The sequence below is a fragment of the Leifsonia sp. KNZ13-11D genome (assembly GCF_056754895.1).
The window spans coordinates 2,413,769-2,438,934 of sequence record NZ_JBPGWU010000001.1 but is presented as its reverse complement, the minus strand read 5'-3'; the positions used below and the strand labels follow the sequence as shown (position 1 = coordinate 2,438,934).

25 protein-coding genes are annotated in these 25,166 nt (G+C 72.2%); 19 read left to right on the top strand and 6 right to left on the bottom strand.

The window, feature by feature from the left end; genetic code table 11:
• Positions 1-164 precede the first annotated feature (164 nt).
• From ACR9Y5_RS12150 to ACR9Y5_RS12140, 3 genes are all read left to right on the top strand, one after another.
• Positions 165-1,145, top strand: a complete 981-nt coding sequence (locus ACR9Y5_RS12150) for a methylenetetrahydrofolate reductase (protein WP_481298187.1) — start codon at positions 165-167, stop codon at positions 1,143-1,145.
• A complete protein-coding gene (gene metE / locus ACR9Y5_RS12145; protein WP_481298186.1) occupies positions 1,142-3,490 on the top strand; it encodes a 5-methyltetrahydropteroyltriglutamate--homocysteine S-methyltransferase in 2,349 nt (782 codons plus the stop codon). The genes ACR9Y5_RS12150 and metE overlap by 4 nt, the downstream gene beginning before the upstream one ends.
• A gap of 149 nt (positions 3,491-3,639) precedes the next feature.
• Positions 3,640-3,987 (top strand): metallopeptidase family protein, encoded by a 348-nt coding sequence (locus tag ACR9Y5_RS12140; protein WP_481298185.1) that lies wholly within the window; start codon positions 3,640-3,642, stop codon positions 3,985-3,987.
• A 73-nt stretch (positions 3,988-4,060) separates the two neighbouring features.
• Here the strand turns inward: ACR9Y5_RS12140 and lexA are convergent, their stop codons facing one another.
• The gene (lexA, locus tag ACR9Y5_RS12135; protein WP_310129979.1) at positions 4,061-4,738 is read right to left on the bottom strand and encodes a transcriptional repressor LexA; all 678 of its coding nucleotides are present in this window, start codon (positions 4,736-4,738) and stop codon (positions 4,061-4,063) included.
• A gap of 245 nt (positions 4,739-4,983) precedes the next feature.
• Here lexA and ACR9Y5_RS12130 point away from each other — a divergent pair, with 245 nt between their 5' ends.
• From ACR9Y5_RS12130 to ACR9Y5_RS12080, 11 genes are all read left to right on the top strand, one after another.
• Entirely contained in the window at positions 4,984-5,364 is a 381-nt protein-coding gene (locus ACR9Y5_RS12130) for a LysM peptidoglycan-binding domain-containing protein (protein WP_396427071.1), read from the top strand.
• A gap of 61 nt (positions 5,365-5,425) precedes the next feature.
• Entirely contained in the window at positions 5,426-6,571 is a 1,146-nt protein-coding gene (locus tag ACR9Y5_RS12125) for a histidinol-phosphate transaminase (RefSeq protein ID WP_481298184.1), read from the top strand.
• Positions 6,568-7,170 carry an imidazoleglycerol-phosphate dehydratase HisB gene (gene hisB, locus ACR9Y5_RS12120; protein WP_481298183.1) on the top strand — a complete coding sequence of 201 codons (603 nt, stop codon included), beginning with the start codon at positions 6,568-6,570 and terminating at the stop codon, positions 7,168-7,170. The genes ACR9Y5_RS12125 and hisB overlap by 4 nt, the downstream gene beginning before the upstream one ends.
• A complete protein-coding gene (gene hisH, locus ACR9Y5_RS12115; protein ID WP_481298182.1) occupies positions 7,167-7,808 on the top strand; it encodes an imidazole glycerol phosphate synthase subunit HisH in 642 nt (213 codons plus the stop codon). Before hisB ends, hisH begins: the two co-directional genes overlap by 4 nt.
• Positions 7,809-7,932: 124 nt before the next feature.
• Positions 7,933-8,679 carry a bifunctional 1-(5-phosphoribosyl)-5-((5-phosphoribosylamino)methylideneamino)imidazole-4-carboxamide isomerase/phosphoribosylanthranilate isomerase PriA gene (priA, locus tag ACR9Y5_RS12110; RefSeq protein ID WP_481298181.1) on the top strand — a complete coding sequence of 249 codons (747 nt, stop codon included), beginning with the start codon at positions 7,933-7,935 and terminating at the stop codon, positions 8,677-8,679.
• Positions 8,663-9,580: an SseB family protein gene (locus ACR9Y5_RS12105; RefSeq protein ID WP_481298180.1), complete on the top strand. Its 918-nt coding sequence runs from the start codon at positions 8,663-8,665 to the stop codon at positions 9,578-9,580. The genes priA and ACR9Y5_RS12105 overlap by 17 nt, the downstream gene beginning before the upstream one ends.
• A 24-nt stretch (positions 9,581-9,604) precedes the next feature.
• Entirely contained in the window at positions 9,605-9,823 is a 219-nt protein-coding gene (locus ACR9Y5_RS12100) for an SCO4848 family membrane protein (protein WP_481298179.1), read from the top strand.
• 4 nt (positions 9,824-9,827) lie between these two features.
• Positions 9,828-10,394: an HhH-GPD-type base excision DNA repair protein gene (locus ACR9Y5_RS12095; protein ID WP_481298178.1), complete on the top strand. Its 567-nt coding sequence runs from the start codon at positions 9,828-9,830 to the stop codon at positions 10,392-10,394.
• 193 nt (positions 10,395-10,587) lie between these two features.
• A complete protein-coding gene (locus ACR9Y5_RS12090) occupies positions 10,588-14,139 on the top strand; it encodes a TM0106 family RecB-like putative nuclease (RefSeq protein WP_481298177.1) in 3,552 nt (1,183 codons plus the stop codon).
• 114 nt (positions 14,140-14,253) lie between these two features.
• Positions 14,254-14,658: a helix-turn-helix transcriptional regulator gene (locus tag ACR9Y5_RS12085; protein WP_481298176.1), complete on the top strand. Its 405-nt coding sequence runs from the start codon at positions 14,254-14,256 to the stop codon at positions 14,656-14,658.
• 109 nt (positions 14,659-14,767) lie between these two features.
• Positions 14,768-15,190, top strand: a complete 423-nt coding sequence (locus tag ACR9Y5_RS12080; protein ID WP_481298175.1) for a VOC family protein — start codon at positions 14,768-14,770, stop codon at positions 15,188-15,190.
• 17 nt (positions 15,191-15,207) lie between these two features.
• Here ACR9Y5_RS12080 and ACR9Y5_RS12075 read toward each other — a convergent pair whose 3' ends face one another.
• The 3 genes from ACR9Y5_RS12075 to ACR9Y5_RS12065 are packed head-to-tail and all read right to left on the bottom strand — an operon-like array spanning position 15,208 to position 17,668.
• A complete protein-coding gene (locus ACR9Y5_RS12075; RefSeq protein ID WP_481298174.1) occupies positions 15,208-16,107 on the bottom strand; it encodes a sucrase ferredoxin in 900 nt (299 codons plus the stop codon).
• Positions 16,104-17,477 (bottom strand): cupin domain-containing protein, encoded by a 1,374-nt coding sequence (locus ACR9Y5_RS12070; RefSeq protein ID WP_481298173.1) that lies wholly within the window; start codon positions 17,475-17,477, stop codon positions 16,104-16,106. The genes ACR9Y5_RS12075 and ACR9Y5_RS12070 overlap by 4 nt, the downstream gene beginning before the upstream one ends.
• Positions 17,477-17,668 carry a BatC protein gene (locus ACR9Y5_RS12065; RefSeq protein ID WP_481298172.1) on the bottom strand — a complete coding sequence of 64 codons (192 nt, stop codon included), beginning with the start codon at positions 17,666-17,668 and terminating at the stop codon, positions 17,477-17,479. The genes ACR9Y5_RS12070 and ACR9Y5_RS12065 overlap by 1 nt, the downstream gene beginning before the upstream one ends.
• A 226-nt stretch (positions 17,669-17,894) precedes the next feature.
• On the opposite strand from ACR9Y5_RS12065, the gene ACR9Y5_RS12060 reads away from it, so the two are divergent.
• The 3 genes from ACR9Y5_RS12060 (at position 17,895) to ACR9Y5_RS12050 (ending at position 20,610) form a co-directional block, all read left to right on the top strand.
• Positions 17,895-18,842 carry a MetQ/NlpA family ABC transporter substrate-binding protein gene (locus tag ACR9Y5_RS12060; RefSeq protein ID WP_481298171.1) on the top strand — a complete coding sequence of 316 codons (948 nt, stop codon included), beginning with the start codon at positions 17,895-17,897 and terminating at the stop codon, positions 18,840-18,842.
• A gap of 95 nt (positions 18,843-18,937) precedes the next feature.
• Positions 18,938-19,954 carry a methionine ABC transporter ATP-binding protein gene (locus ACR9Y5_RS12055; RefSeq protein WP_481299567.1) on the top strand — a complete coding sequence of 339 codons (1,017 nt, stop codon included), beginning with the start codon at positions 18,938-18,940 and terminating at the stop codon, positions 19,952-19,954.
• Positions 19,951-20,610, top strand: a complete 660-nt coding sequence (locus tag ACR9Y5_RS12050; RefSeq protein WP_481298170.1) for a methionine ABC transporter permease — start codon at positions 19,951-19,953, stop codon at positions 20,608-20,610. Before ACR9Y5_RS12055 ends, ACR9Y5_RS12050 begins: the two co-directional genes overlap by 4 nt.
• Positions 20,611-20,665: 55 nt before the next feature.
• On the opposite strand, the gene ACR9Y5_RS12045 is transcribed toward ACR9Y5_RS12050, so the two are convergent.
• Positions 20,666-21,931, bottom strand: coding sequence for a citrate/2-methylcitrate synthase (locus ACR9Y5_RS12045; protein WP_481298169.1), 1,266 nt, complete (start codon positions 21,929-21,931; stop codon positions 20,666-20,668).
• Positions 21,932-21,937: 6 nt separating this feature from the next.
• On the opposite strand from ACR9Y5_RS12045, the gene ACR9Y5_RS12040 reads away from it, so the two are divergent.
• Positions 21,938-23,131 (top strand): citrate/2-methylcitrate synthase, encoded by a 1,194-nt coding sequence (locus ACR9Y5_RS12040; protein ID WP_481298168.1) that lies wholly within the window; start codon positions 21,938-21,940, stop codon positions 23,129-23,131.
• Here ACR9Y5_RS12040 and ACR9Y5_RS12035 read toward each other — a convergent pair.
• Complete coding sequence (locus ACR9Y5_RS12035; protein WP_481298167.1) at positions 23,113-24,591, bottom strand: phosphatase PAP2 family protein; 1,479 nt, start codon at positions 24,589-24,591, stop codon at positions 23,113-23,115. The genes ACR9Y5_RS12040 and ACR9Y5_RS12035 overlap by 19 nt on opposite strands.
• Before the next feature lie 128 nt (positions 24,592-24,719).
• On the opposite strand from ACR9Y5_RS12035, the gene ACR9Y5_RS12030 reads away from it, so the two are divergent.
• Positions 24,720-25,163 (top strand): hypothetical protein, encoded by a 444-nt coding sequence (locus ACR9Y5_RS12030; RefSeq protein WP_481298166.1) that lies wholly within the window; start codon positions 24,720-24,722, stop codon positions 25,161-25,163.
• Positions 25,164-25,166: the final 3 nt, after the last annotated feature.

Genomic DNA, 25,166 nt, shown 5'->3' with positions numbered 1-25,166 from the left:
GATTCCGTCCGGCCTTTCGCGTTGCTAGATTTCCAGACAACCGCAGCGGGCGACCGCTGACGTGGTGCGACAGCCGAGCCCGGCACCCGCCCGTGCGATCCCGCACTGTGTTCTCCACAGTGCGCGGGTCGTCCCGTGCCGCTGTCCGACCATCCGAGGAGCCCATGAGCTGTACCGAGGCCCGGTACTCCTTCGAGCTGTACCCTCCCCGCAACGAGCGCGCCGCCGCTGCGTTGCCGGCCACCATCGACCGCCTCGCGGCTGTGCGGCCCGACTTCATCTCGGTGACGTTCGGAGCCGGCGGCTCGTCACGCACGGCGTCCCTGGAGGTGCTCCGCTACATCCTGGAGCACACCGACGTGAGCGCGATGGCGCACCTCACCTGCGTCGGCTCCTCCACGGAGGAGGTCAACCGGCTGATCCGCGAGTTCCTCGACGCGGGCGTGCGCCGGTTCCTGGCCGTGCGCGGCGACCCGCCGGTAGGCCTGCCCGAGGGCGAGGACCCGATCGGCGACATCCGCACGACCGCGGAGCTCGTGCAGCTCATCCACCGGGTGCAGGCGGAGCGGGTGCCGTACGGCGAGCTTCCGGTGCCCGGGCTGCACGCACGGGCCGTGCTGGAGCACCGCGAGCACGTGCAGATCGCCGTCGCTGCGTTCCCGAACGGACATCCGTCGTCGCGGTCGGTGTCCCAGGACATCGACGCGCTGCTGGCGAAGCAGGCGGCGGGCGCCAACCTGGGGATCACCCAGCTGTTCTTCCACGCCGAGGACTACTTCCACTTCACGCAGCGCGCCGCGGAGGCCGGTGTGAACTTCCCCATCCTGCCCGGGATCATGCCCGTCACGAGCCCCGCGCGGCTGAAGCGGATGCTCGAGCTCAGCGGCGAGGACCTCCCCAGCGACCTGGCGATCGAGCTGGAGGTCGAGCCGACCGACGAGGGCCGTCGCGAGATCGGCATCGCCTGGGCCGCCCGGCTGGGGCAGCGGCTGCTCGACGGGGGCGCCCCCGGCCTCCACCTGTACACGTTCAACCAGCACGACGCGGTCCTGTCCGTGCTCGACCGGATCGGCGCTCTCGCGTCGGCGGACCGCCCTGCACGCCCCACCCCCGAGAAATCGGCCACCGAAAAGGAACCAGCATGACCGACACCACCCGCGCCGCCTTCCCGGCGGGCACGATCATCGGCTACCCGCGCATCGGCCGCCGCCGCGAGCTGAAGAAGGCCGTCGAGGCGTTCTGGGCCGGCAGCATCACCGCCGACGAGCTGGAGGCGACCGCCGCCGGCCTCCGCTCCGCAACCCGCGAGCGTCTCGCGTCGCTCGGCCTCGGCCGTACCGACGCCTCCATCCCGGAGAGCTTCAGCTACTACGACCAGGTGCTGGACGCGGCGGTCATCGTCGGAGCGCTGCCCGCGCGGTTCGCAGGGCTGGCGGGGGCGGATGGCTCCGTCGACCTGGCCGGCTACTTCACGATCGCCCGCGGCGAGGGGGAGAACCCGCCGCTGGAGATGACGAAGTGGTTCGACTCCAACTACCACTACCTGGTGCCCGAGATCGGCCCGGAGACGGACTTCCGACTGGCCTCCGACCGCATCGTCCGCGAGTTCGAGGAGGCGCGTGAGGCGGGCTTCGTCACCCGCCCGGTCGTCGTCGGACCGGTCACCTTCCTTCTGCTCAGCAAGCCGAGCGACGACGCCCCGGAGGGCTTCCGTCCGCTCTCGCGGCTGGCCGACCTCCTGCCGGTCTACCGCGAGCTGCTCGCCCGGCTCGCGGCCGCCGGCGCGCCCTGGGTGCAGCTCGACGAGCCGGCGTTGGTCAGCGAGAGCATCGACGAGCCGCGGGATGCGGTGCTCGCCGCTGTGAGCACCGCCTACGCCGAGCTCGGTGCAGCGGACGAGCGGCCCGCGATCTTCGTCGCGGCGCCCTACGGCAGCCTGGACGACGCGCTCGCGCCGCTCGCGGCGAGCCCGGTGGAGGCGATCTCCCTCGACCTGGTCCGCGGCAGCATCCCGACCGGTCTCGACGCGGCCACGGCATCCGCTCTCGCGGACAAGACCCTCGTCGGCGGAGTGATCGACGGCCACAACATCTGGCGCGGCGACCTCGAGGCGGCCTTCGGCACACTCACCGAGCTGCTGTCGCTGAGCCCCGACGTCGCGGTCTCCACCTCCACCTCGCTGCTGCACGTCCCACACGACGTGGACGACGAGCCGGAGCTGGACGCGCGGCTGAAGACCTGGCTGGCGTTCGCCGACCAGAAGGTCGCCCAGGTGGCCGTGCTCGCCCGCGGACTCGTCGACGGCCACGAGGCCATCCAGGACGAGCTCACCGCGGCGACCGCCGCCCTCGCCGACCGCGCGTCGGCCCCCGGCGTGCGCGTCCCCGCCGTGCGCGAGCGCGAGGCCGCCCTCACCCGTGCCGACTTCCGCCGCGGCGAGTACACCGCCCGCCAGGCAGCGCAGGACGAGGCGCTCGGCCTGCCGTTCCTCCCGACCACGACGATCGGCTCGTTCCCGCAGACCGCGGACATCCGCCGTTCGCGCGCGCAGCTGGCGAAGGGCCTCATCACCGAGGCCGAGTACCTGGGCCGGATGCGCGACGAGATCAAGCGGGTCGTCGACCTCCAGGAGGAGATCGGCATCGACGTCATCGTGCACGGCGAGCCCGAGCGCAACGACATGGTGCAGTACTTCGCCGAGAACCTGGACGGCTTCGCGGTGACCCAGAACGGCTGGGTGCAGTCGTACGGCTCGCGCTGCACGCGCCCGTCGATCCTCTGGGGCGACGTGTCGCGTCCGGCACCGATCACGGTCGACTGGTCGGCGTACACGCAGAGCCTCACCGAGAAGCCGGTCAAGGGGATGCTGACCGGACCGGTCACCATCCTCGCCTGGTCGTTCGTGCGCGACGACCAGCCCCTCGGCGAGACCGCCCGCCAGGTCGCGCTGGCACTCCGCGACGAGATCGCCGACCTCGAGGCCGCCGGCATCGGGGTCGTGCAGGTCGACGAGCCCGCCCTGCGCGAGCTGCTGCCGCTGAAGAAGGCGGCGCAGGACGAGTACCTGGAGTGGTCGGTCGGCTCGTTCCGGCTGGCGACCTCCGGCGTCGCCGACCGCACGCAGATCCACACGCACCTCTGCTACTCGGAGTTCGGCGTGGTGATCGACGCGATCCGCAACCTGGATGCCGACGTCACCAGCATCGAGGCCGCGCGCAGCCGCATGGAGGTCGTGCACGACATCCAGCGCTCGGGGTTCGAGCACGGCATCGGGCCGGGCGTGTACGACATCCACTCGCCGCGCGTCCCCTCGGTCGCCGAGGTCACCGAGCTGCTCGAGACCGCGCTCAGCGCGATCCCCGGGCGTCAGCTCTGGGTGAATCCGGACTGCGGCCTCAAGACCCGCGGCTACGACGAGACGGTCGCGTCGCTGCGGAACATCATCGAAGCCACGCGCGGAGTGCGGGAGCGGGCGGCGGTCACCGCCTGACGCCTCTCGTCCTGACGCCCTCTGCCTGAGCCAGAACGGCCGCCGGCCCCGGTACGCGCACAGCGAACCGGGGCCGGCACCGTTTCCGGGGGTGCCTCCTTCCGGCGCCCGGCGTGTGAGGATGGGCGCATGGTGCGGTGGTGCCGGCGATGAGGATCGCGGACGACGAGTTCGAGCGGATGGTCGGCGAGATCTTCGACGAGCTGCCGGACGACATGGTGGGGCCGCTGGAGAACGTCGCCATCCTCATCGAGGACCAGCCGCCGGGGGCGCGTCCGCGCCTGTTCGGCCTGTACAGCGGGCGGCCGTTGACGCGGCGGTCTGTCTACGGGTTCGGGGAGCTGCCGGACCGGATCACGCTGTTCCGCAACAACCTGGAGGCGTCGAGCGCGAGCGTGGATGAGTTGCGAACGCGCGTGCGCATAACCCTCGTGCACGAGATCGGGCACTACTTCGGGCTGTCGGACGACCGCCTGCGCGAGCTCGGCTGGGCCTGACCCGTCGTCGAGGTGCACCTTGTTGCGCACGTGATCGGCGTGTCGACGCCCACAACGTGCACCTCGGCGATGGTCAGACCGCGCGGAGGACGGCGACGACCTTGCCGAGGACGGTGGCGAAGTCGCCCAGGATCGGCTCGAAGTTGGAGTTGCGGGGGAGCAGCCAGGTGTGGCCGTCGCGCTGGCGGAAGACCTTCACCGTGGCCTCCTCGTCGAGCATGGCCGCGACGATGTCACCGTTCTCGGCCGTGTTCTGAGCGCGCACCACGACCCAGTCGCCGTCGCAGATGGCGGCGTCGATCATGGACTCGCCGACGACCTTCAGCATGAACAGCTCGCCGTTGCCGACCAGCTGGCGGGGGAGCGGGAAGACCTCGTCGACCTGCTGCTCCGCAGTGATCGGGATGCCGGCGGCGATGCGGCCGACGAGCGGCACCATGGCGGCGTCTCCGACCGGCGTCTGGTTCTCGTAGTCCGGGGTCGGGCCCGACGAGGGCAGGTCGATGAGGATCTCGAGGGCGCGGGGACGGTTCGGGTCACGTCGCAGGTAGCCGCTCAGCTCCAGCTGGTTCAGCTGGTGGGTGACGGAGGAGAGGGAGGAGAGTCCCACCGCGTCGCCGATCTCGCGCATGCTCGGCGGATACCCCCGCTGACTCACCGAGCGCTGGATCACGTCGAGGATCGCGAGCTGCTTGTCGCTGAGGTTCTTCCGGCGACGGGTGCCCCCGCGGGCCTGGTTCTCGTTCGACACGGGCGTCCTCTCCTGGCGTCGGCCTCGTCCGGGGTGCTCCCGGTACGAATGTCGGTGGTCCCTGATCTGATGTCCTCAGACAGTCGAAACTGTATCCGCGTCGGAAGGGGAAGACAAACATGTGTTCGAGTGTGTCGCGAATTTCGTCCCTGAATTCCCCGTCCGAGGGCACCTTGCGGATTCGGACATTCGAAGATACATTCGGAACACAGCTTCGCACCCGCGAGTCTGAGGAGGTCACGGCCATGAGTGCAGTACTGATGAGCGAGTCGGTTCCCGCCCTGCGTGCGGTCCCGCCCCTGCCCGAGGGCGCCCGCGTCCGCCTGCGCCTCACCCGCCGCGGTCGCGCGGTCCTGTCCGCGCTCGTCGCACTTCCCCTCGTCATCGGCGCACTGGTCTTCGCCCTCAACGGCGGCGGAGCGGTCGCGAATGGCGAGCAGACCCACGTCAGCTTCCAGTACGTCACGGTCGAGTCCGGCGACTCGCTCTGGTCGGTAGCCGAGCGCGTGGCCCCGAACGCGGACCCGCGCGACGTGATCGCCGACCTCGTGTCGCTCAACGGCCTCGAGTCCGCGGTGGTGTCGCCCGGCCAGCAGCTCGCGATCCCGGCGAAGTACGCGCACTAGGCCCGCGTCAGCGTTCCGTCATCGGGCGTAGCGCATCCAGCGCCCTGGCTACGATTGAACGGTGACTTCTCTCTCCGAGCTGCCGATCCGCGACGACCTCCGCGGTCGTTCGCCGTACGGCGCCCCCCAGCGTCCGGTGCCCGTCGCGCTCAACGTGAATGAGAACACGCATCCAGTGCCGGAGGACGTCGCTTCGGACATCGTCGCCCGCGTCGCGGCCGCCGTGGGCGGGGTGAACCGGTACCCGGATCGGGAGTTCAGCGAACTCCGCGAGGCCTTCGCCCGCTATCTCGGCCACGACCTCGCAGCGGAGCAGATCTGGGCGGCCAACGGCTCGAACGAGGTGCTGCAGCACATCCTGCAGGCCTTCGGCGGTCCGGGGCGGACGCTGCTCGGTTTCGCCCCGACGTACTCGATGTATCCGCTGCTCGCGGCCGGGACCGGCACCGAGTACCTGGCGGGAACCCGCGACGCGGACTACGAGCTCACGCCGGAGACGGCCGCGTCGCAGATCCGCGCCCTCGACCCCGACATCGTCATCCTGTGCTCGCCGAACAACCCGACGGGGACGCCGCTCGGGATCGAGACGATCGAGGCGGCGTACGCCGCCGCCCGCGGCATCGTCGTGGTCGACGAGGCGTACGCCGAGTTCCTGCCCGACGGCGTCCCCTCCGCGCTCACGCTGCTGCCGGGGCGGCCGCGCCTCCTGATCTCCCGGACCATGAGCAAGGCGTTCGCGTTCGCGGGCGCCCGCGTCGGCTACCTGGCCGCCGACCCGGCCGTGGTCGACGCTCTGCGCCTGGTGCGGCTCCCGTACCACCTGTCCGCGTTGACGCAGGCGGCGGCCCTCGGCGCGCTCGCCCACGCGGACGAGATGCTGGCCACCGTCGGCGAGATCCGCACGCAGCGCGACCGGCTCGTCTCCGAGCTGGGCCGCCTCGGCTACACGCCGCACCGCTCCGGCAGCAACTTCGTGCTGTTCGGGGGAGTGAGCGACCCCGAGGCGACCTTCGAGGCGCTGGCGGAGCGCGGCATCCTGATCCGGGATGTCGGCATCCCGCACCACCTGCGGGTCACCGCCGGTACGGAGCCCGAGACCACCGCGTTCCTCGAGGCGCTGGCCGCGCTCGGCCGTCCTTCCGCAGCGGCTCCGGAGGATGACGCGCCGGAGCGGTCGCAGAGCGCCCCGGTAGACTCGGACCTATGACGAATCGCGCCGCCACGGTCACGCGGGAGACGAGCGAGTCGAGCATCGAGCTGAGCCTCGATCTCGACGGCACCGGCACATCCGACATCCGGACGACCGTCCCCTTCTACGACCACCTGCTGACCGCGTTCGCCAAGCACTCGCTCACCGATCTGCGCATCCGCGCGACCGGCGACACCGACATCGACGTGCACCACACCGTGGAAGACGTCGGCATCGTCCTCGGGCAGGCCATCCGGCAGGCGCTGGGCGACAAGTCGGGCATCTCCCGCTACGGCGACGCGCTCGTGCCGCTGGACGAAGCGCTCGTGCAGGCGGTCGTCGACATCTCGGGCCGCCCCTACCTCGTGCACAGCGGAGAGCCGGCCGGCTTCGAGCTGCACCTGATCGGCGGTTACTTCACCGGTTCGATGGTCCGTCACGTCTTCGAGGCGATCTCGTTCAACGCCGCCCTCACGACGCACATCACCGTGATCGGCGGCCGCGACCCTCACCACATCGCGGAGGCCGAGTTCAAGGCATTCGCCCGTGCGTTCCGGCAGGCCAAGGCGCTCGACCCGCTGATCACCGGCATCCCCTCGACCAAGGGCGCGCTGTGACCGACGGGCGCACTCCGAAGGTCGTCGTCTTCGACTACGGGTCGGGCAACGTCCACTCGGCCGTCAAGGCGCTCGAAGCGGCGGGAGCCGACGTGGAGCTCACGGGCAACCGCCGTCGCGCCCAGGAGGCCGACGGCCTGCTCGTCCCGGGCGTCGGCGCGTTCACCGCCGTCGCCCGGGCCCTGCGCGCCTCGCACGGCGACGAGGTCGTCGACCGCCGCCTGGCCGGGGGACGTCCGGTGCTCGGCATCTGCGTCGGGATGCAAGTGATGTTCGACCGCGGTGTCGAGCACGGCATCGAGACCGAAGGGCTGGGGGAGTGGCCGGGGACGGTCGACCTCCTGCGCGCCGACGTGGTGCCGCACATGGGCTGGAACACCGTCCGCGCACCCGAGGACTCCACACTGTTCGCCGGACTCCGGGATGAGCGGTTCTACTTCGTCCACTCGTACGCGGTGCAGGACTGGACGCTCGCTCCCGAGCCGCCGTTCCCCTCGCCGGTCGTCACGTGGGCCGACCACGGCACGCCGTTCGTCGCGGCGGTCGAGAACGGACCGCTGAGCGCCACGCAGTTCCACCCGGAGAAGTCCGGGCACGCCGGACTGCAGCTGCTGCGCAACTGGGTCCGTTCGCTCTGACCCGCCCGGCTGCCAGGCCGACCGCATCCTGAACCTCCGCATCCCGACCCGACCGCATCCTGAACCTCCGCATCCCGACCCGACCGCATCCCGTCCGCACCGCCGGACCGACCCGAGGAACCACATGACCGACTTCATCAGCACGCCCCGGCTCGTCCTGCTTCCCGCGGTGGATGTCGCCGACGGCAAGGCCGTCCGCCTCACCCAGGGCGAGGCGGGCAGTGAGACCAGCTACGGCGACCCGGTCGACGCGGCCGCCGAGTGGGCGGACGCGGGTGCGGAGTGGATCCACCTCGTCGACCTCGACGCGGCGTTCGGGCGCGGTGAGAACCGGTCGCTGCTGAAGCGCGTCATCCACCAGGTGCACGGTGTCAGCATCGAGCTCTCCGGTGGCATCCGCGACGACGCGTCGCTGGAGCAGGCGCTCGAAGCGGGAGCGACGCGCGTCAACCTCGGCACGGCGGCACTGGAGAACCCGGAGTGGGCCGCCAGCGCCATCAGCACGTACGGCGAGGCGATCGCCGTCGGGCTGGATGTGCGCGGCACGACGCTGGCGGCCCGCGGCTGGACGCGCGAGGGCGGAGACCTCTGGGAGGTGCTCGCCCGGCTCGAGGACGCCGGCTGCGCGCGCTACGTCGTGACCGACGTCACCAAGGACGGCACGCTGCGCGGCCCGAACCTCGACCTGCTGCGTCAGGTGCTCGACCGCACCGAGCGTCCGGTCGTCGCCTCCGGCGGCATCTCGAACCTCGACGACATCGCGGCGCTCCGCGAGCTGGTGCCGCTCGGGCTCGAGGGCGCGATCGTCGGCAAGGCGCTCTACGCGGGCGCGTTCACCCTGCCCGAGGCGCTGGATGTCGCGGGACGCTGACCCGGACGACCAGCTCGATCCGCCGGACCGCGGGGCGCCCGCCGGAGACTCGGCACAGGAGGGCGATGCGTCGCCCGCCGGCGCCCGGCCGAGCGCGGCACGGCCCAGCGAGACCGGGGCCGCGCGTCTCGCCGGCTTCGCCGCCTCCCTGGCCGATTCGGCCGGTCAGCCGTGGGAGGGCCGCTCCTTCGACGACAACCCGTTCGGCGGCGACGACGGCACGGCGCCTCCGGCCCTCTTGGGCGCCCTGGTGGCCTTCCGCGCGGGTGACGCCGGCGCCGAGGCGGTCGTGGATGCGCTGCGCGAGTCCCGGCTGCTCATCCCGCTGATGGCCGAGCTCGGCGAGCACGAGGCGAACGCCGCGGGTCTGCTCGTCGACAAGTCGCAGGAGCTCTCGATCGTGACCGTGGCGGGTCCCGACGGGCGCACGGTCCAGCCCGTCTTCTCGTCCGTGACGGCGCTGCAGACCTGGAACCCGTCGGCCCGGCCCGTGCCGGTCGAGGGCCGGCGCGCCGCCCTGGCCGCCGCGGCCGAGGGGACCGAGCTGCTCGTGCTCGATCCGACGTCGGAGACCGAGTTCGTGCTGAGGCGACCGGCGGTGTGGGCCGTGGCGCAGGGCACCCGGTGGCTGCCGAGCGACCGCGATCCCGAGGTCGAGGCGGCGTTCCGCGCATCCATCGGCTCGGAGCTGGGGGTGCACGACGTCGAACTCGTGTCCGGCGACCCGCAGAGCCGGCTCGCCGGGGAGGAGCTCGTCGTCCGGCTGGCCCTCGCGGCTGGCCTCACGCGCGAGGAGCTGGATGCCATCCTGGCGCGCCTGGCACAGCGCTGGGCGGCGGACGACGTGATCGCCACCCGCGTCGACTCGCTGCGGGTGCAGCTCATCGCGTCCGGCGGCTGAGCCCCGGCTTAGGCTGGACGCATCATGACCGTTTTCGCCGCCATCGTGCTGTTCCTCGACGCGCTGTTCAACGTCATCGCCTGGCCGCGGTTCTTCGCGCGGGTCCGCAAGGACGCACGCGCTCGGGACGCGGCGGGGCGCGCGACGCCGTTCCTCGTCGTGCACGGCGTGCTGCTCGGGGTCGCCCTGCTGCTGGCGGTGCTGTCCGCAGTGGCGGGCGTCCTGCTGCTGGTGGCAGGCTGAGGCCATGGCACTGAACATCACCGGCGACGCCGAGGCCGACGCCCTGCTCGACGAATCCCCGTTCGCCCTGCTGACCGGGATGCTGCTCGACCAGCAGGTGCCGATGGAGACCGCGTTCGCCGGCCCCGCCAAGCTGCGCGACCGCCTGGGCGCTCTCGACCCCGCCACGGTCGCCGCGATGGACCCGGACAAGCTCGCCGAAGTGATGAAGCAGAGCCCCGCCGTCCACCGCTTCCCAGGGTCCATGGCCGGCCGGGTGCAGGCGCTCGCGGCCGCGATCGTCTCCGACTGGGGAGGCGACACCGCGGCGATCTGGACGCAGGGCGATCCGGACGGCGCCGAGGTGCTGCGCCGGCTGAAGGCACTCCCCGGCTTCGGTGAGCAGAAGGCGAAGATCTTCCTCGCCCTGCTCGGCAAGCAGAAGGGGCTCCAGGCTCCGGGCTGGGAGCAAGCGGCCGGCGATTACGGAACGCCGGGTTATCGCTCCGTGGCGGACATCGTGGACGCCGACTCGCTCACCCGCGTGCGCGAGCACAAGCGGGCGGCGAAGGCGGCGGCCAAGGGGCGCTGACCGGCGAACGTTCGCGCGGTCCCCTGCGTGCTAATTCCTGCGTGCGAATCCCTGCGTGCGAATCCCTCCACAGGAGGTGCGGAGCGGATGAGATCGGATCGATCCTGTGGACGGCCCGGCCCTGTCGGTGGTCGCCGATACTCTCGGAGTACCGGGTCGACCCCGGTCGGCTGATGTCAGAAGGGAGGCCGCCGTGTTCCTGCTCGACGGGATGATCGTCACCAGCGCCAGCGACCTCACAGAGGCCTCCAAGTGCGAGTTCGCCTTCCTTCGCGCGGTCGACGTGAAGCTCGGCCGCCTCGAGAAGACCGAGGAGATCGAAGACCCGATGTACGTGCGGTCGTCCCGGATGGGCGACGAGCACGAGCACCGCATCCTCGAGAGGTACCGGGAGCGGTTCGGCAGCGGCGTCGCCGAGATCGAGCGTCCGGCGCAGTTGACGGCCGAGTCCCTCGGCGAGGCGGTCACGCAGACGGCGGCGGCCTTCGCGTCCGGTGCCGATGTCGTGTTCCAGGCGACGTTCTTCGACGGCGGTTTCGTGGGATTCGCCGACTTCGTGGTCCGGCTCCCCGACGGGCGCTATCGGGTGCAGGATTCCAAGCTCGCCCGCAGCGCGCGGGTCACCGCACTGCTGCAGCTCGCCGCGTACGCCGACCAACTGCGGCGGATGGGGGTGGATGTCGATGAGACCGTCGAGCTCCTGCTCGGCGACGGGTCGGTGAGCGAGCATGCGCTCCGCGACATCGAGCCGGTCTACCGCAAGCGGCGTGCGCGGCTCCTGTCCATCATCGAGCAGCACGTCGCCGATGACGGTCCGGTCGCGTGGGGCGACCCGCGCTTCACGGTCGACGGCCGATGCGACACCTGCGACGCCGAGGTGCAGGCGACGCGCGACGTGCTCCTCGTGGCGGGCATGCGCGTGACGCAGCGCGAGCACCTGCTGGCCGCCGGCATCGCCACGATCGACGCGCTGGCGGCGTCCACTGATCCGGTCGACGGCATCCCGGATGGGACGCTCGACGGGCTCCGCGAGCAGGCGCGGCTGCAGCTCCAGGCCGTGCCCGACAGTCCGCCGCCCGTGCGGGTGTTCAACGCGCCGGTGCTCGCCGTGCTCCCGGAGCCCGACCCGGGCGACCTGTTCTTCGACTTCGAGGGCGACCCGCTCTACACCGAGGGCGCGGGCGAGCGCTGGAACCTCGACTACCTGTTCGGGATGGTCGACCAGCAGGAGGAGTTCACCGCCTTCTGGGCGCACGACTTCGCGGCGGAGCGGGTGGCGCTCGAGGCGTTCCTGGCGTTCGTGCGGGAGCGGCGGGAGCGATTCCCGCGCATGCATATCTACCACTACGCGGCGTACGAGCAGACGCACCTGCTCGCACTCGCGGCTCGGCACGGGGTCGGCGAGGAGGAGGTCGACGCCCTGCTCCGAGAGAACGTGCTGGTCGACCTCTACCCGCTTGTGCGCAAGGCCGTGCGCGTCGGGTCGAGGTCGTACTCCATCAAGAAGCTGGAGCCGCTCTACATGGGCGACGAGCTCCGTCAGAGCGAGGTGACGAACGGCGCCGACTCGATCACCGAGTACGCCAACGCCCGCGACCTCATCGCGCTCGGTCGGCTCGGCGAGGCCCAGCCGCTGCTCGATGCTCTCGGGGAGTACAACCGGTATGACTGCGTGTCCACCCTGCGCCTGCGCGACTGGCTGCTCGCCCGTGCGGCCGAGAGCGGCATCCCGATCGGCGCCGCTCCGGCGGAGGAGGCCGAGCTGGCGCCAGACGAGTCGCCGCTGCGGGCCGGTCTCCTCGCGTTCGCGGGTGACCCCCTCGATCCGCACCGGTCGGGCGACCGGCAGGCCATGGCTCTCGCCGCGGCCGCGATCGAATTCCACCGGCGCGAACAGAAGAGTTTCTGGCAGTCGCACTTCGCCCGGTTGATCCAGCCGATCGAGGAGTGGGCCGAGACGCGCGACGTGCTGGCCGTGGAGAGGGCCGTCGTGCTGCGCGACTGGTACCTCGACGAAGGCCAGCGGGTGGAGCGCCGCGAACTTCTGCTGTCCGGGCAGTGGGGGGCGGGCAGCTCCGTGCGCGTCGGCGAACGGACGGGTCCCTACCTGCTGTACGAGTACCCCGGACCGTTCCGGCAGCCGCGGGCGCAGCCGGGCGCGCGCACCGCGCGCACGGTCGCCGTCATCGAGGCCCTCGAGGACGGGTCGGTCGTCGTGCGCGAGACGCTGCCGCCGGAGGTCCCGCCGTACCGCGACCTGCCGAGCGCCCTGACCCCGCCGGCTCCGCCCGACTCCCGGCGTCTCGCAGAGGCGATCCGCGAGTGGGGCACGGCCTTGCTGATCGCCCGGCACCACGAGACGTGGCCGGTGGATGCGACCGTCGACCTGCTGCGGCGCACCCCACCGCGAACGCACTCCGGTGCGCTCGTGCCGGATCCCACCGCCCTCGGCGGTGACGGCGACGGACGGATCGACGCCGTCGTCGCGAGTCTCCTCGACCTCGATCGCTCCTACCTGGCGGTCCAGGGGCCGCCCGGGACGGGCAAGTCCCACCTGGGTGCCCACGTCATCGCCCGGCTGGTCGCCGACCACGGCTGGCGGGTCGGCGTCGTCGCCCAGTCGCACGCCGTCGTCGAGAACCTGCTCGACCGTGTGGTGGACGCGGGGCTCGACGCCACGATGGTCGGCAAGGCGCCGAGCGCGAGCTCGGGCGCAGGCGCCAGTGCAGGCGCCGGCGCGCACTCCGAGCGGGGGGATGCCGCCGAACCGGTCCACCGCTTCACGGCGCTTCCGACGAACGGGCACCTCGAGTTCGCCGGTGCCAACGAGGAGCGCGGCTTCGTGCTCGGCGGCACGGCGTGGGACTTCGCAAATGCAGCGCGCGTCCCGCGCGGCAGCCTCGACCTGCTGGTGGTGGACGAGGCCGGCCAGTTCTCCCTCGCGTCGACCGTCGCGGTCGGGGTCGCCGCGAAGAACCTGCTGCTGCTCGGAGACCCTCAGCAGCTGCCGCAGGTGAGCCAGGGGCGGCATCCCGAACCGGTCGACGGGTCGGCGCTCGGCTGGGTGAGCGACGGGCACGACGTGCTCCCGCCCGAACTCGGCTACTTCCTCGCCGAGACGCGGCGGATGCACCCGGATCTCGCCGTCGCCGTCTCCCGGCTGTCGTACGAGGGCAAGCTCCGCGCGCACGAATGCGCGGCCGAGCGCGAACTGGGCGGCGTGGCGCCGGGCCTCCACCCCGTGCCTGTGCTGCACGTCGGCAACTCGACCGCGTCGCCGGAGGAGGCCCGAGCCGTGGTCGACCTCGTCGCCGACCTCCGCGGCCGGTCGTGGAGCGACCCCGCCGCCGGCCGCGACGACACGCCGCTGGGGGAGGACGACATCATCGTGGTCACCCCCTACAACGCGCAGCTGGCCGAGGTGCGCGCTCTGCTCGACGCTGCCGGGCACCGCGGAGTCCGCGTCGGCACGGTGGACAAGTTCCAGGGTCAAGAGGCTGCCGTCGCGATCGTGAGCCTGGCCGCGTCGTCGGCGGTCGATGTCCCACGCGGGATGTCGTTCCTGCTGATGAAGAACCGGCTCAACGTCGCGATCTCACGTGCCAAGTGGGCGGCCTACCTGGTCCACTCGCCCGAGCTGACGGAGTTCCTTCCGACGACACCGGCGGGAGTGGGCGAGCTGAGCGCGTTCATCCGATTGGTGGAGGGCGCGGACGAGCCCGCCACCCTGCCGGTCGGGTCCTGACGGGTCCGCTGTCACGGACCGGCGCACTCTCACGGACCGGGCTGCCGTCGTGCCCGGGCCTGCCGTCGAGCCCGGGCCTGCCGTCGAGCCCGGGCCCGGTGTTACGCTCGACGCGTGTCACCGGAGGAGCTGCAGACGCTCGCGCACCTGCGCCGCGCACGGGACCTGATCGATCGCGACTACGCCAAGCCGCTCGACGTCCCGACGATGGCGGCGCGCGCGTTCATGTCGCCGGCGCACTTCTCACGCCAGTTCCGCGCAGCCTACGGGGAGACGCCCTACAGCTACCTCATGACCCGACGCATCGAACGCGCGATGGCCCTGCTCCGTGGCGGCATGAGCGTCACCGACGCGTGCATGACGGTCGGCTGTACCTCGCTCGGCTCGTTCAGCTCCAAGTTCACCGAGGTGGTCGGGATGACGCCGACGCAGTATCGCGCGCGGGAGCACGCGGCCGTCCGCGCGATGCCGGACTGCATCGCCAGGCAGCGGACCCGACCCGTCCGGTCGCGGGCCTGACGCGTCGGCGAGCGGTAGGAAAGCGCCCACAGAGCGCCCGCGCAGCGGCTTCTCCACAGAAAGCAGTTTTGGAGAAGCGACGGCAGGGCGGGGTTCCTAGAGTCGACTCATGACCGTTTCACTCCAGTACTCGCAGATCACCGTCCTCGACCCCGAAGAGTCCCTCGCGTTCTACCGCGACGCTCTCGGGCTCGACGTCATCCAGGATGTCCGCTCCGGCGACCACCGCTGGATCACCCTCGGCGTCACCGGGGACGAGGGCGCCGCCGTCGTCCTCAGCGACCCGCACGCCGGCCGCTCCCAGTCCGACGGCGACGCCCTCCAGGAACTCGTGGTGAAAGGCTCGATGAGCCCGATCGTGTTCCGCACCGACGACCTCGACACCGCCTTCGAACGCGTCCGCGCGGCGGGAGCGGAAGTGCTCCAGGAGCCGATCGACCAGCCGTGGGGCCCGCGCGACTGCGCCTTCCGCGACCCGTCCGGCAACATGGTCCGCATCCTTCAGTCGGCGGCCGCGACGCAGAACGCCTGAGGCCGGGCCCGTCGCCCTCAGGCCCGGTACACCGACACGGGCACGAACTCGCGCACCGGGTGGGCGATCGTCGCGGCGCAGGTGCTCAGCAGCGGCTCCGACAGGCGTTCGCCCACCTCGACGGTGAGCGTTTCGTCTCCGTGCCGGAGGTCGACGCGCCAGCCGTGGGGATGCGGGTGCTCGCCGAGCACGCGGAAGGCGTCGATCCGGTCGTCGCCGGTCGCCGTGCGGGCGAACGACTCCGCCGCCTGTGCGACCGTCGTCAGGGCGGTGCGTCCCCGCAGCAGGCCGGCCACCACCCGGCCCTCCGCGTGCCGCTCCACAACCGTCTCGGCGTCGTCCGCGAGCACCCGGCCGTAGAGGAGGCCGTGCGGGAAGACGATCATCGTCGCGGCGAAGCGGTCGCCTCCGAGGTGCGAGCACTCCCACGTCAGCTCGGGGTGTGCGGCGGCCAGCGCCTCCACCACGGGCCGGCCGCGCACGGCGCAGCACTGGTCGTGACGCGCGTGCGTGCACACGGCGTAGATCGGCGCGTCGCTCGGCTCTCCGGCGCTCCCGTCGAGCGGGAACGACAGGAGCTCGGCGGGGTCGTCCACGCGGCCCCAGCGGACGGTCTCGCCACCGGGACGGCAGTCGACCAGCGCCCAGCGCCACGACGACTGGTCCCGGCGTTGCGGGGCGCGCAGCCGGGTGCGCCGGATCGCGAGCGGACGGACCCCGGCCTCCTCGGCACGCGAGACGATCGCGGCGCCGAGGGCCGGGTCCAGGTCGGAGTCGAAGAACGCGTGGCGACCCCACCCGCTCTCGATCTCGACCAGCAGCCAGCGCTCGCCGAGACCGGCCGTGCCCGGCAGCGGGTCGCCCCGTCCGATGGCCCGGTCGCTGCACGGCAGCCAGCCCGCGGCGGTGTCCGTCACGTGGCGGTCGCGGTTCCGAAGTCGGCGGTCGCGCTGCGCTCGCCGTCCGACGAGACGCCCGCCTCATCGGCCGGGTCGACGACGGCGAACTCGCCGCCACCGCCGCTACCGCCACCGCCCGCATCCGCGGCCTCCACGACGACCCCCTCCCGCAGCAGCCGCCGCGCAACCACGACAGCCGAGCGCTCCTCCAGCGGCAGCTCGGCCACCGCCACCGGCCGGCCGTCGAGCAGCCGCTCCACGGCCTCCCGCGCGGCGATCGGGAGCGCGATCTTCTTCGTCGGGAGGCGCACCGTCACGGTCTCCACCTCGACGGTCACGTCGCCGTCCAGCCCGGGTCGCGCGCGCACCACGGTCGACGGCCCGATCGTCTCCGCGGTCGCGATGGTCGCGAGCGGACGGACGGGCGCCGGAGGCGAGTCCGAGCGCCGGCGGCGCCGCAGCCGGTCGCCGACCGAGGCCGCGACCTCCGCCCTGGCCGACGGATCCGCCAGGGCCTGCACCAGCGCGTCGACCGTCTCCCCGACGACCGCGGCCACCGCCTCCCCGTCGGACGGATCGAACCCGAGCGGCAGCGACGCCCGCAGAGCGGCCGTGTCGGCCGCCCGGGCCACGGCCTCCCGCACGACGTCGTGGCGGGTATACGCCGCGACGCCGATCGTCAGGTGCACGGACACGCCGCCGAGCGCCTCCGCCGAGTGGATCCAGCCCCGGGGAAGGTACAGCGCGTCGCCGGGACGGAAGGTCTCGTCGATGGTGGGCGTCTCCTGGGCCCGCGCCGCGACCTCCTGCCGGTGGTCGCTCCACGGTTGGTCACGCAGCGGGTCGGGGTGCACCGGCTCATGGATGCGCCAGTGCTTCTCGCCGGCGATCTGCAGCACGAACACGTCGTGCACGTCATAGTGCGGGTCGAAACCGCGCGACGACGCCGGCGTGACGTACGCGTTCACCTGCGCCGGATGCCCGAGTTCGGCCGCCAGGCGGCGGGAGAACCCGGCGATCGACGGCCAAGTGCGGTGCAGGCCCTGGAGCACGAGCGTGGCGCCGTCCGCGAACTCGGCGAGCACCTTCGCGGAGTCGAGCTGGTCGCCCACTTCGGCGCCGAAGCCCCCGGGGCCGGTGAACCGGGACTGCGGCAGGACGTCGCCCTCCTTCGCCATGCGGACGAACGGCGTGCGCAGCGCGCGGAACGAGACCAGCTCATCCACCGCATCCGTGCTGAACAGGTCGGAGAAGTCTCGCGGCAGGTCCGCGGCGCGCGTGAACAGCGGGCGCCGTCCCCAGTACTCCGCGGCGAAACGCTCGCGATCGACCGGCACGCAACGCGAAAGCGCGGGCCGGTCGCCCGGCCCGCGCCCATCCGCCGTCATCAAGCGGACCCGTCGGCTCCGCCGTCGTGCCCGCCCGCGTCGGCACCGCCGTCCGCGGGGCCCTCGCCGGTGCCGCCGGCCGAGCCGTCCGCTCCGCCGTCGTGGCCGCCGGGGTTCGCGCCGCCGTCCGCGGCGCCCTCGCCGCCGGTGACCGCGTCGGTGCTGATGTCGTCGTCGTTGATGTCGCTCATGCTTCTCCCGTCGTTCCGTCACGCTCCGTGCGCCAGCGTGCGTCCCGCACGCCGACGAGCCTCACACTACGCGTGGCCCCGTCCCGTCGTAAGAGCGGCCGGGTGAACGCGAGGCGTCACATTTCGCAAGACGTTTTGACCCCCCCGGGCGGCTCGGGGGAGGCTCGATACGGCCGCCGACAGTGCCGGCCGACTCCCACCACCACCCTTCACGAGAGGCACAGCCATGTCCGACGCCACCCCGTCCACCCCCGCGCTGCCGGAGAAGCCGAAGCGCTCCCGCACCGGCTGGTTCGTCGGCATCGGCGTCGCCGTCGTGGCCGTGATCGTCGCGATCGTGCTGGTGGTCGTCAACCTGACCGGCTCCGGGGCGGCGACGGCGAAGTCCGTCACCGTCAAGATCGGGACGACGGAGGCGTCGTCGCCGTACTGGGGCGTCCTCAAGAAGGAGGCGGCCAAGGAGGGCATCGACATCCAGACGGTCAATTTCCGCGACTACACCCAGGCCAACCCGGCGCTCGCCGACGGTCAGCTCGACCTGAACCTGTTCCAGCACCTCCAGTTCCTGGCGAACTACGACGTGCAGGCCAAGCAGGACCTGGTGCCGATCGGCTCCACACTGGTTGTGCCGCTGCCGCTGTACTCGACCAAGCACACCAGCCTGAAGGACATCCCGCAGGGCGGGAAGATCGCCATCCCGAACGACCCGACGAACCAGGCCCGTGCGCTCCTCGTGCTGCAGAAGGCGGGACTGCTGAAGCTCAAGAACGGCGGGAGCACTCTCGCGACCCCGGCCGACATCGACGCCGCCGCGTCGAAGGTGACGGTCATCCCGGTGGATGCCGCCCAGACGGCGCCCGCTCTCAGCTCCGCCGACGGCGCCATCGTCAACAACAACTACGCGCTCACCGCCGGCATCGACCCGAAGTCGGCGCTGTTCCAGGACGACCCGAAGTCGTCGACCGCCGAGCCGTACATCAACGCCTTCGTCGCCCGCGCGAAGGACAAGGACAACAAGACGTACCAGAAGATCGCGGAGCTGTACCACACCAAGGCCGTCACGGATGCGGTGCTCGCGGAGTCGAAGAACACGGCCGTGATCGTCGACCGTTCGTCGTCCGAGCTGATCGGCATCCTCGACAAGCTGAAGAAGACCATCCAGGCGGCCCAGTAGTGGCGGACCGGAAGGCGGATCGGACGCCGGATCGGACGCCGGATCGGACGACACACCGGACCGCGGACCGGAACGCCCGGGACGCCGCCGCGCCGATCATCGAGTTCCGCGGCGTCACCAAGAGCTTCGGCTCGGGCGACGCCGCGGTCCCGGCGGTCGACCGGCTCGACCTCACCATCGGGCGGGGCGAGATCTTCGGCATCATCGGATACTCGGGTGCCGGAAAGAGCACGCTGGTGCGCCTGATCAACGCGCTGGAGCATCCGACCGCCGGTTCCGTGATCGTGGACGGACGCGACCTCACGACACTGAGGGAGCGCGAGCTCCGGCGGGTGCGCGCCGGGATCGGGATGATCTTCCAGCAGTTCAACCTGTTCCGCTCGCGCACGGTGTTCGGCAACGTCGCGTACCCGCTCAAGGTGGCGGGATGGCCGGCCGACGACCGCAAGAAGCGCGTCGCCGAGCTGCTCGCCTTCGTCGGCTTGACGGACAAGGCGTGGAGCTACCCCGACCAGCTGTCGGGCGGGCAGAAGCAGCGGGTGGGCATCGCCCGCGCGCTCGCGACGAACCCGGACATCCTGCTCGCCGACGAGGCGACCAGCGCGCTCGACCCGGAGACGACCTCCGATGTGCTCGCCCTGCTGAAGCGGGTGAACCAGGAGCTCGGCGTCACCATCGTCGTGATCACCCACGAGATGGAGGTCGTCCGGTCCATCGCCGACCGCGTCGCCGTGCTCGACGGGGGCCGGGTGATCGAGACCGGGAGCGTCTTCGAGGTCTTCTCGGCGCCGCGCACCCCGACCGCGCAGCGGTTCGTCGGCACCGTGCTGCGCAACCAGCCGGGGGAGGCCGACATCGAGCGGCTCCGCGGCAAGCACAGCGGGCGCATCGTGTCGGCCCGCATCCACGACGACGGCCGGCTGGGCTCGGTGCTGTCGGATGCGGTGGGCCGCCACAACGTCCGGTTCGAGATCGTCTACGGCGGCATCTCGGCGTTGCAGGGCCGCTCGTTCGGCAGCCTGACTCTGGAGCTGCTCGGTGAGCCGGGCGACGTGGATGCGCTCATCGCCGACCTGCGCACCGTCACCGAGGTCGAGGAGGTGGCCGCATGACCGACTGGTCGGCCCTCTGGCCCGTGTACCTGCAGTCCATCGGGCAGACGCTGTGGATGGTCGTCGCGACGCTCGTGCTCGGCGGCATCCTGGGCCTCGCGCTCGGCGTGCTGCTCTACACCACCCGCCGCGGCGGCCTGCTGGAGAACCGGACGCTGTCCACCGTGCTCAACGTGCTGGTCAACTTCATCCGGCCCATCCCGTTCATCATCTTCATGACGGCGATCGCGCCGTTGACGCAGCTGGTCCTCGGAACCTTCCTGGGCACGCCGGCGGCCATCTTCCCGATGACGATCGCCGCCACCTTCGGCATATCGCGCATCGTGGAGCAGAACCTGGTGACCATCGAGCCGGGCGTGATCGAGGCGGCGCGTGCCATGGGTTCGAGCCCGTGGCGCATCATCACGACGCTGCTGATCCCGGAGGCGCTCGGCCCGCTCATCCTGGGCTACACGTTCATCTTCGTCGCGATCGTCGACCTGTCGGCGGTCGCGGGCAGCATCGGCGGCGGCGGCCTGGGCGACTTCGCGATCTCCTACGGCTACCAGCGCTACAACTGGGCGGTGACGTGGATCGCCGTGATCACGATCGTCGTGCTGGTGCAGGCCGCGCAGTTCCTCGGCAACTGGCTGGCCCGAAAGGCGCTGCGGCGCTGAGCGGCGCCGCGCGCGGTCCGGCCCACGGCCGGCTCGCCGCGCGCGGCCCCGCGCCTCACGGCCCTGTGTAGCGTCCCACCGGCCGCAGCCGCAGCGGCGCGCGGCCGTACTCGTCGAGGGCGTGCACCAGCCAGCCGACCGTGCGCGCCGTGGCGAACACGACCTCGCCGGCGTCGTCCGCCATCCCGCAGGCGAGCGTCAGGGCGCCGAGCGCGAGGTCGATGTTGGGATGCGCGCCCGTGCGGTCGCGCATCACGCCGGTCACGGCATCCACCGCTGCGATCACCTCTGCGTGCCGTCCGTCCTCGGCGATCATGCTGAGGAGGATGCGCGCCCGCGGATCGCCCGCGGGGTAGAGCGGCTGCCCGAATCCGGGCACGGGTCCGTGCGTGGTGAGGACCGAGTCGGAGACGACGCGGGCCGGGTCCTCACCGGCGGCCGCCCGCGCAAGTAGCCGGTGGGCGGCGCGGCTGGCGTTGCCGTGCAGGGGCGAGTCGAGGGCGCCGAGTCCCGCGACGACGACACCGTAGGGCGTCGCCCGGGCCGACGCGGCCGCGCGGGCGGCCAGCGTCGAGACGGCGATGTCGTGGTCGAGGAGCAGCACGAGAGCGGCGTTGAGCAGGGCCGGATCGGCGTCGTCCGGTGGCGCGGACGCCAAGCGGGCGAACAACCGCTCCGCGAGCGAGCCCCGGGATTCGCGCGGGCCGGGGTCCGCGCCCGCAGAGCGCAGCGGCAGCACCTCCACCATCCCCGCGACCAGCCGCTCCCCGGCACTCGCGACGACCGACGGGTCGAGAAAGGCTCGCAGGGGGTCCGCCGCGGCGAGGGCGGTGACGGCCACCAGCTGGCGGTCCCGGTCGCCCGCCGCCGCAGGGAGGGCCGCGGCCGCCGCGCGCGCCGGCTCCAGGTCGGCCGGCGACGTCAGCCGGGCCTCGGGGTCCCACGCGCCGGTGAGAGCCCAGTGCGCCACGGTCTCGAACGGCTCGCTCGCCAGGTCGCCGACCGGTCGTCCGCGGTAGGACAGCTCGCCGTCGTCGATGAGGGCGAATCCGGTCTCGATCACCATCAGGGGCGAGCCCTCCGAGCGGGCTGTGGCGCCCGGGCGCCGCCGTCGCGCGGCCGCGAACCGTTCCACCTCGAGCGGATCGAAGCTCGACCCGTCCGCGGTCCGCTCGCGCGAGAGGCGCCCGCGGGCGACGTAGGCGTAGAGCGTCTCGAGCTTGACGTCCAGGCGCTCGGCGGTCTGCTCCGCGGTGAGGCGGGGAAGCGCATCCATATTGATCCGATCAACGTTGACGAAGCATTCGATCCAGTTCACCATACCGGTATGGACAGGATGGATGACACACTCATCGACGTTCCCCGCGGGCTCACGAACGTGGTCGCGGCGCGGACCGCCCTCGGCGACGTGCGCGGGCACGAGGGCTTCTACCACTACCGCCAGTACTCGGCGGTGGACCTGGCGCGCGAGCGCACCTTCGAGGAGGCGTGGTACCTGCTCCTGTTCGGCGGACTCCCCACGGGTTCCGAACTAGACGGGTTCCGCGCCCGCATCGTCGCGGCGCGCCGCATCCCGGAGGAGGTGCGCCCGCTGCTGCCCGCCATCGCGCGGCTCACAGCCGGCGGCGATGCGCTGGCCGCACTGCGGATGGCGCTGACCGCGGTGGCCGCCGCGGACCGCGTCCGGCCGCTCTACGACGAGACGCCGGATGCGCGGCTGGACGACGCCATCCGGGTCGCCGCGGTGACGCCGGTCCTGTTGGCGACGATCCACGCGCTCGCCGCGGGCCGCGAGCCGCTGCCGCCCCGGGACGACCTCGGGCACGTCGCCGGATACCTGCAACTGGTGACCGGGCACGTCCCCACCGCTCACGAGGAGCGCGCCCTGAGCGCGTACATGACGGCCGCGATCGACCACGGCTTCAACGCCTCCACCTTCACGGCGCGCGTGATCGCCTCCACCGGCGCCGACCTGACGTCCGCGGTCGGCGGCGCTCTCGGGGCGCTCGGCGGTCCGCTGCACGGCGGCGCCCCGAGCCGCGCGCTCGACACCCTCGACGAGATCGGCACGCCGGATCGCACCGACGAGTGGGTGCGCCGCACCCTGGCGGAGGGCGGACGGGTCATGGGGTTCGGCCACGCCGTCTACCGCACCGAGGACCCTCGCTCGCGCATGCTCCGCGAGTTCGCCGAGGGGTTCGGCGGTCCGCGGGTCGCGTTCGCCGTCCAGGTGGAGCGGCGGGTGCAGGAGCTGCTGGCGGAGCTGAAACCGGGACGAGAGCTGCACACCAACGTCGAGTTCTACGCCGGGGTGGTGATGGAGCTGTGCGGCCTGCCCCGGACGATGTTCACCCCGACGTTCGCCGCGGCCCGCGTCGTGGGCTGGACGGCGCACATCCTGGAGCAGGCGGCCGACGGCAAGATCCTCCGGCCGTCGTCGCGCTACACGGGCCCGGAGGCGCCGCAGCCGCTGCCCGCGTCGCCGGCGGCGCCGGCCGGGGCTCAGGCGGGCGGCGAGTAGACCCGGAGAGCGGAGGCGCGCATCCGGAGCGTGAGCCGCTTGGGCTCTCCGGGGATCTCGATCGACGCCTCGCCGTCGTGGGCGTACCCGGGATCGTCGCCGTCGGCCTCGATGGTGATCTCGCCGACCGTCCGCGCATCGAGCGCGGGCGGTCCCTGCAGGAACGGCAGGCGCGCGACGAGCGCGTCCGTCCGTCCGCCGAACGCGAGGGCGACCGCGCCGCGGGTGCGCGGACGGCCGCCGGCGAACAGGATGCGCACGTCGAGCAGGTGGTCGTCCAGCCTGCGCCGCTCGATGGGGGCGACGGCGACCGGGTAATAGCGGTCCACGCCGACGAACACCGACCACACCGCGCGACGCTCCCCGTCGATGCGCACCTGCAGGGGGTCGCCGCGGCGGACGACGCGGATGGCGGCCAGCAGCGCCGCGATCGGCTTGCCGAGCCGCTTCTCGTGCTTCTCGCGCTCCTCGACGAACGACGGGTAGATGCCCACGGAGGCGGTGTTCAGCACCGTGACCTCGTGTCCGTCGCCGAACCCCAGGTCGGCGACGTCGACCTCGCGGCCATGCCCCGCCGCGAGGGCGGAGAGCGCTGCGTCGACGCTGTCGAGCAGGGCCGCCTTGGCGAAGTGGTTGAACGTCCCTCCCGGGAAGACGAGCAGCGGGAGGTCCGCCGCCAGCGCCTGCTGCGCGACGGCGGCGACCGTCCCGTCCCCGCCGTAGGCGCCGAGCACCGTGGGCGGCCGTCCGGAGCGGAGCTCGTGGCCGATCAGGTCGGCGATGTCGTCGCCCTCCTGAAGCTCGTGGACACGCGCCTGCGGCAGCTTCTCGCGCAGCAGCGGACCGGCGGCCGGGCGGCCGAGCCCGCGACCGGAACCGGGATTGACGACGACGAACACGCCCTCGCCCGTCTCCGTGGCCGGGAGGTCGATCATCCGTGCGGTGGGCGGGTCGCGAGGGACCGTGCGCTTCAGGGCCGGCACCGCGGCTTTCACGGCCAGCGCCGCGCCCGCGCCGATGGCGGCGCCGCCCGCGACGTCCGACAGCCAGTGGGCGCCGGTGTGCAGCCGTGAGTAGCCCACACCGGCCGCCAGCGGCGCCAGCACGGCGCCCGCGGCGGGCCACTCCAGCCCGACCCCGGTGGCGAAGGCGGCAGCGCTCGCGGTGTGCCCGGACGGGAACGACGGCGACGTCGGCGTCCGCTGCAGGCGCCGCGCCACCGGGATGGAGGTGAGCGCCGGGCGGTCGCCGCCGACCAGCCGCTTGCCGGCCAGGTTCGCGACCAGGCTGGCGAGTCCCAGGGACGCGAGCCCGCGCGCGGCGGCACGCGGACGGCCCAGCGCGACCAGCACCGCGGCGACGGCGAACCACAGCTTCCCGTGGTTGGCCGCGCGGGTCAGCCCGCGCCAGAAACCGTCGACCTCGGGGCCCGTCGTGCGTGCGTTGATCCGCGCGGCCACGCGCGCATCCATGCGTCGGATACGGGCGGGAAGCGGGATCCGAGAGCGTGCTCGGCGACGGGAGGCGGCCATGCCGCTCAATGTACGCCGCGGCTCCGGCGTCCCTCCGCTGCGCTAGGATCGACGGCGTGAGCACGCACGTCATCTCCCAGCCCAACGAGCACCAGCGCGAGGTCGTCGGAAGCGACGAGCAGGGCACGCTTGTCCGCAGCCTGAGCACCACCCTCCCGAGCGCACTCGGCAACCTCCTCGCCACCCTCGTGGTGCTGGTGTCGCTGGTGGTCGGAATCTGGAGCCTGGTCGCGACGTGGACCGGCAACGCGGACTCGTTCCTCCCGTTCTTCCAGGTGACCGTCGCCGCCACCGTCGTGTCGCTCAACGCGCTCTACGCCCGTCGCACGTTCAGCTACGTGATCACGCTGATCGGCGCCATCCTCTGGCTCTGGGTCTCGGTCACGCCGTTCACCCCCTTCTTCCAGGTGCTGCTCCAGGCGATCACCGTGGTGATCATGCTGGCGGGCGTGGTGTTCTCCACCGCGGCGGTCCGCCTCAGCAAGCAGCCCCGGTTCTGAGCG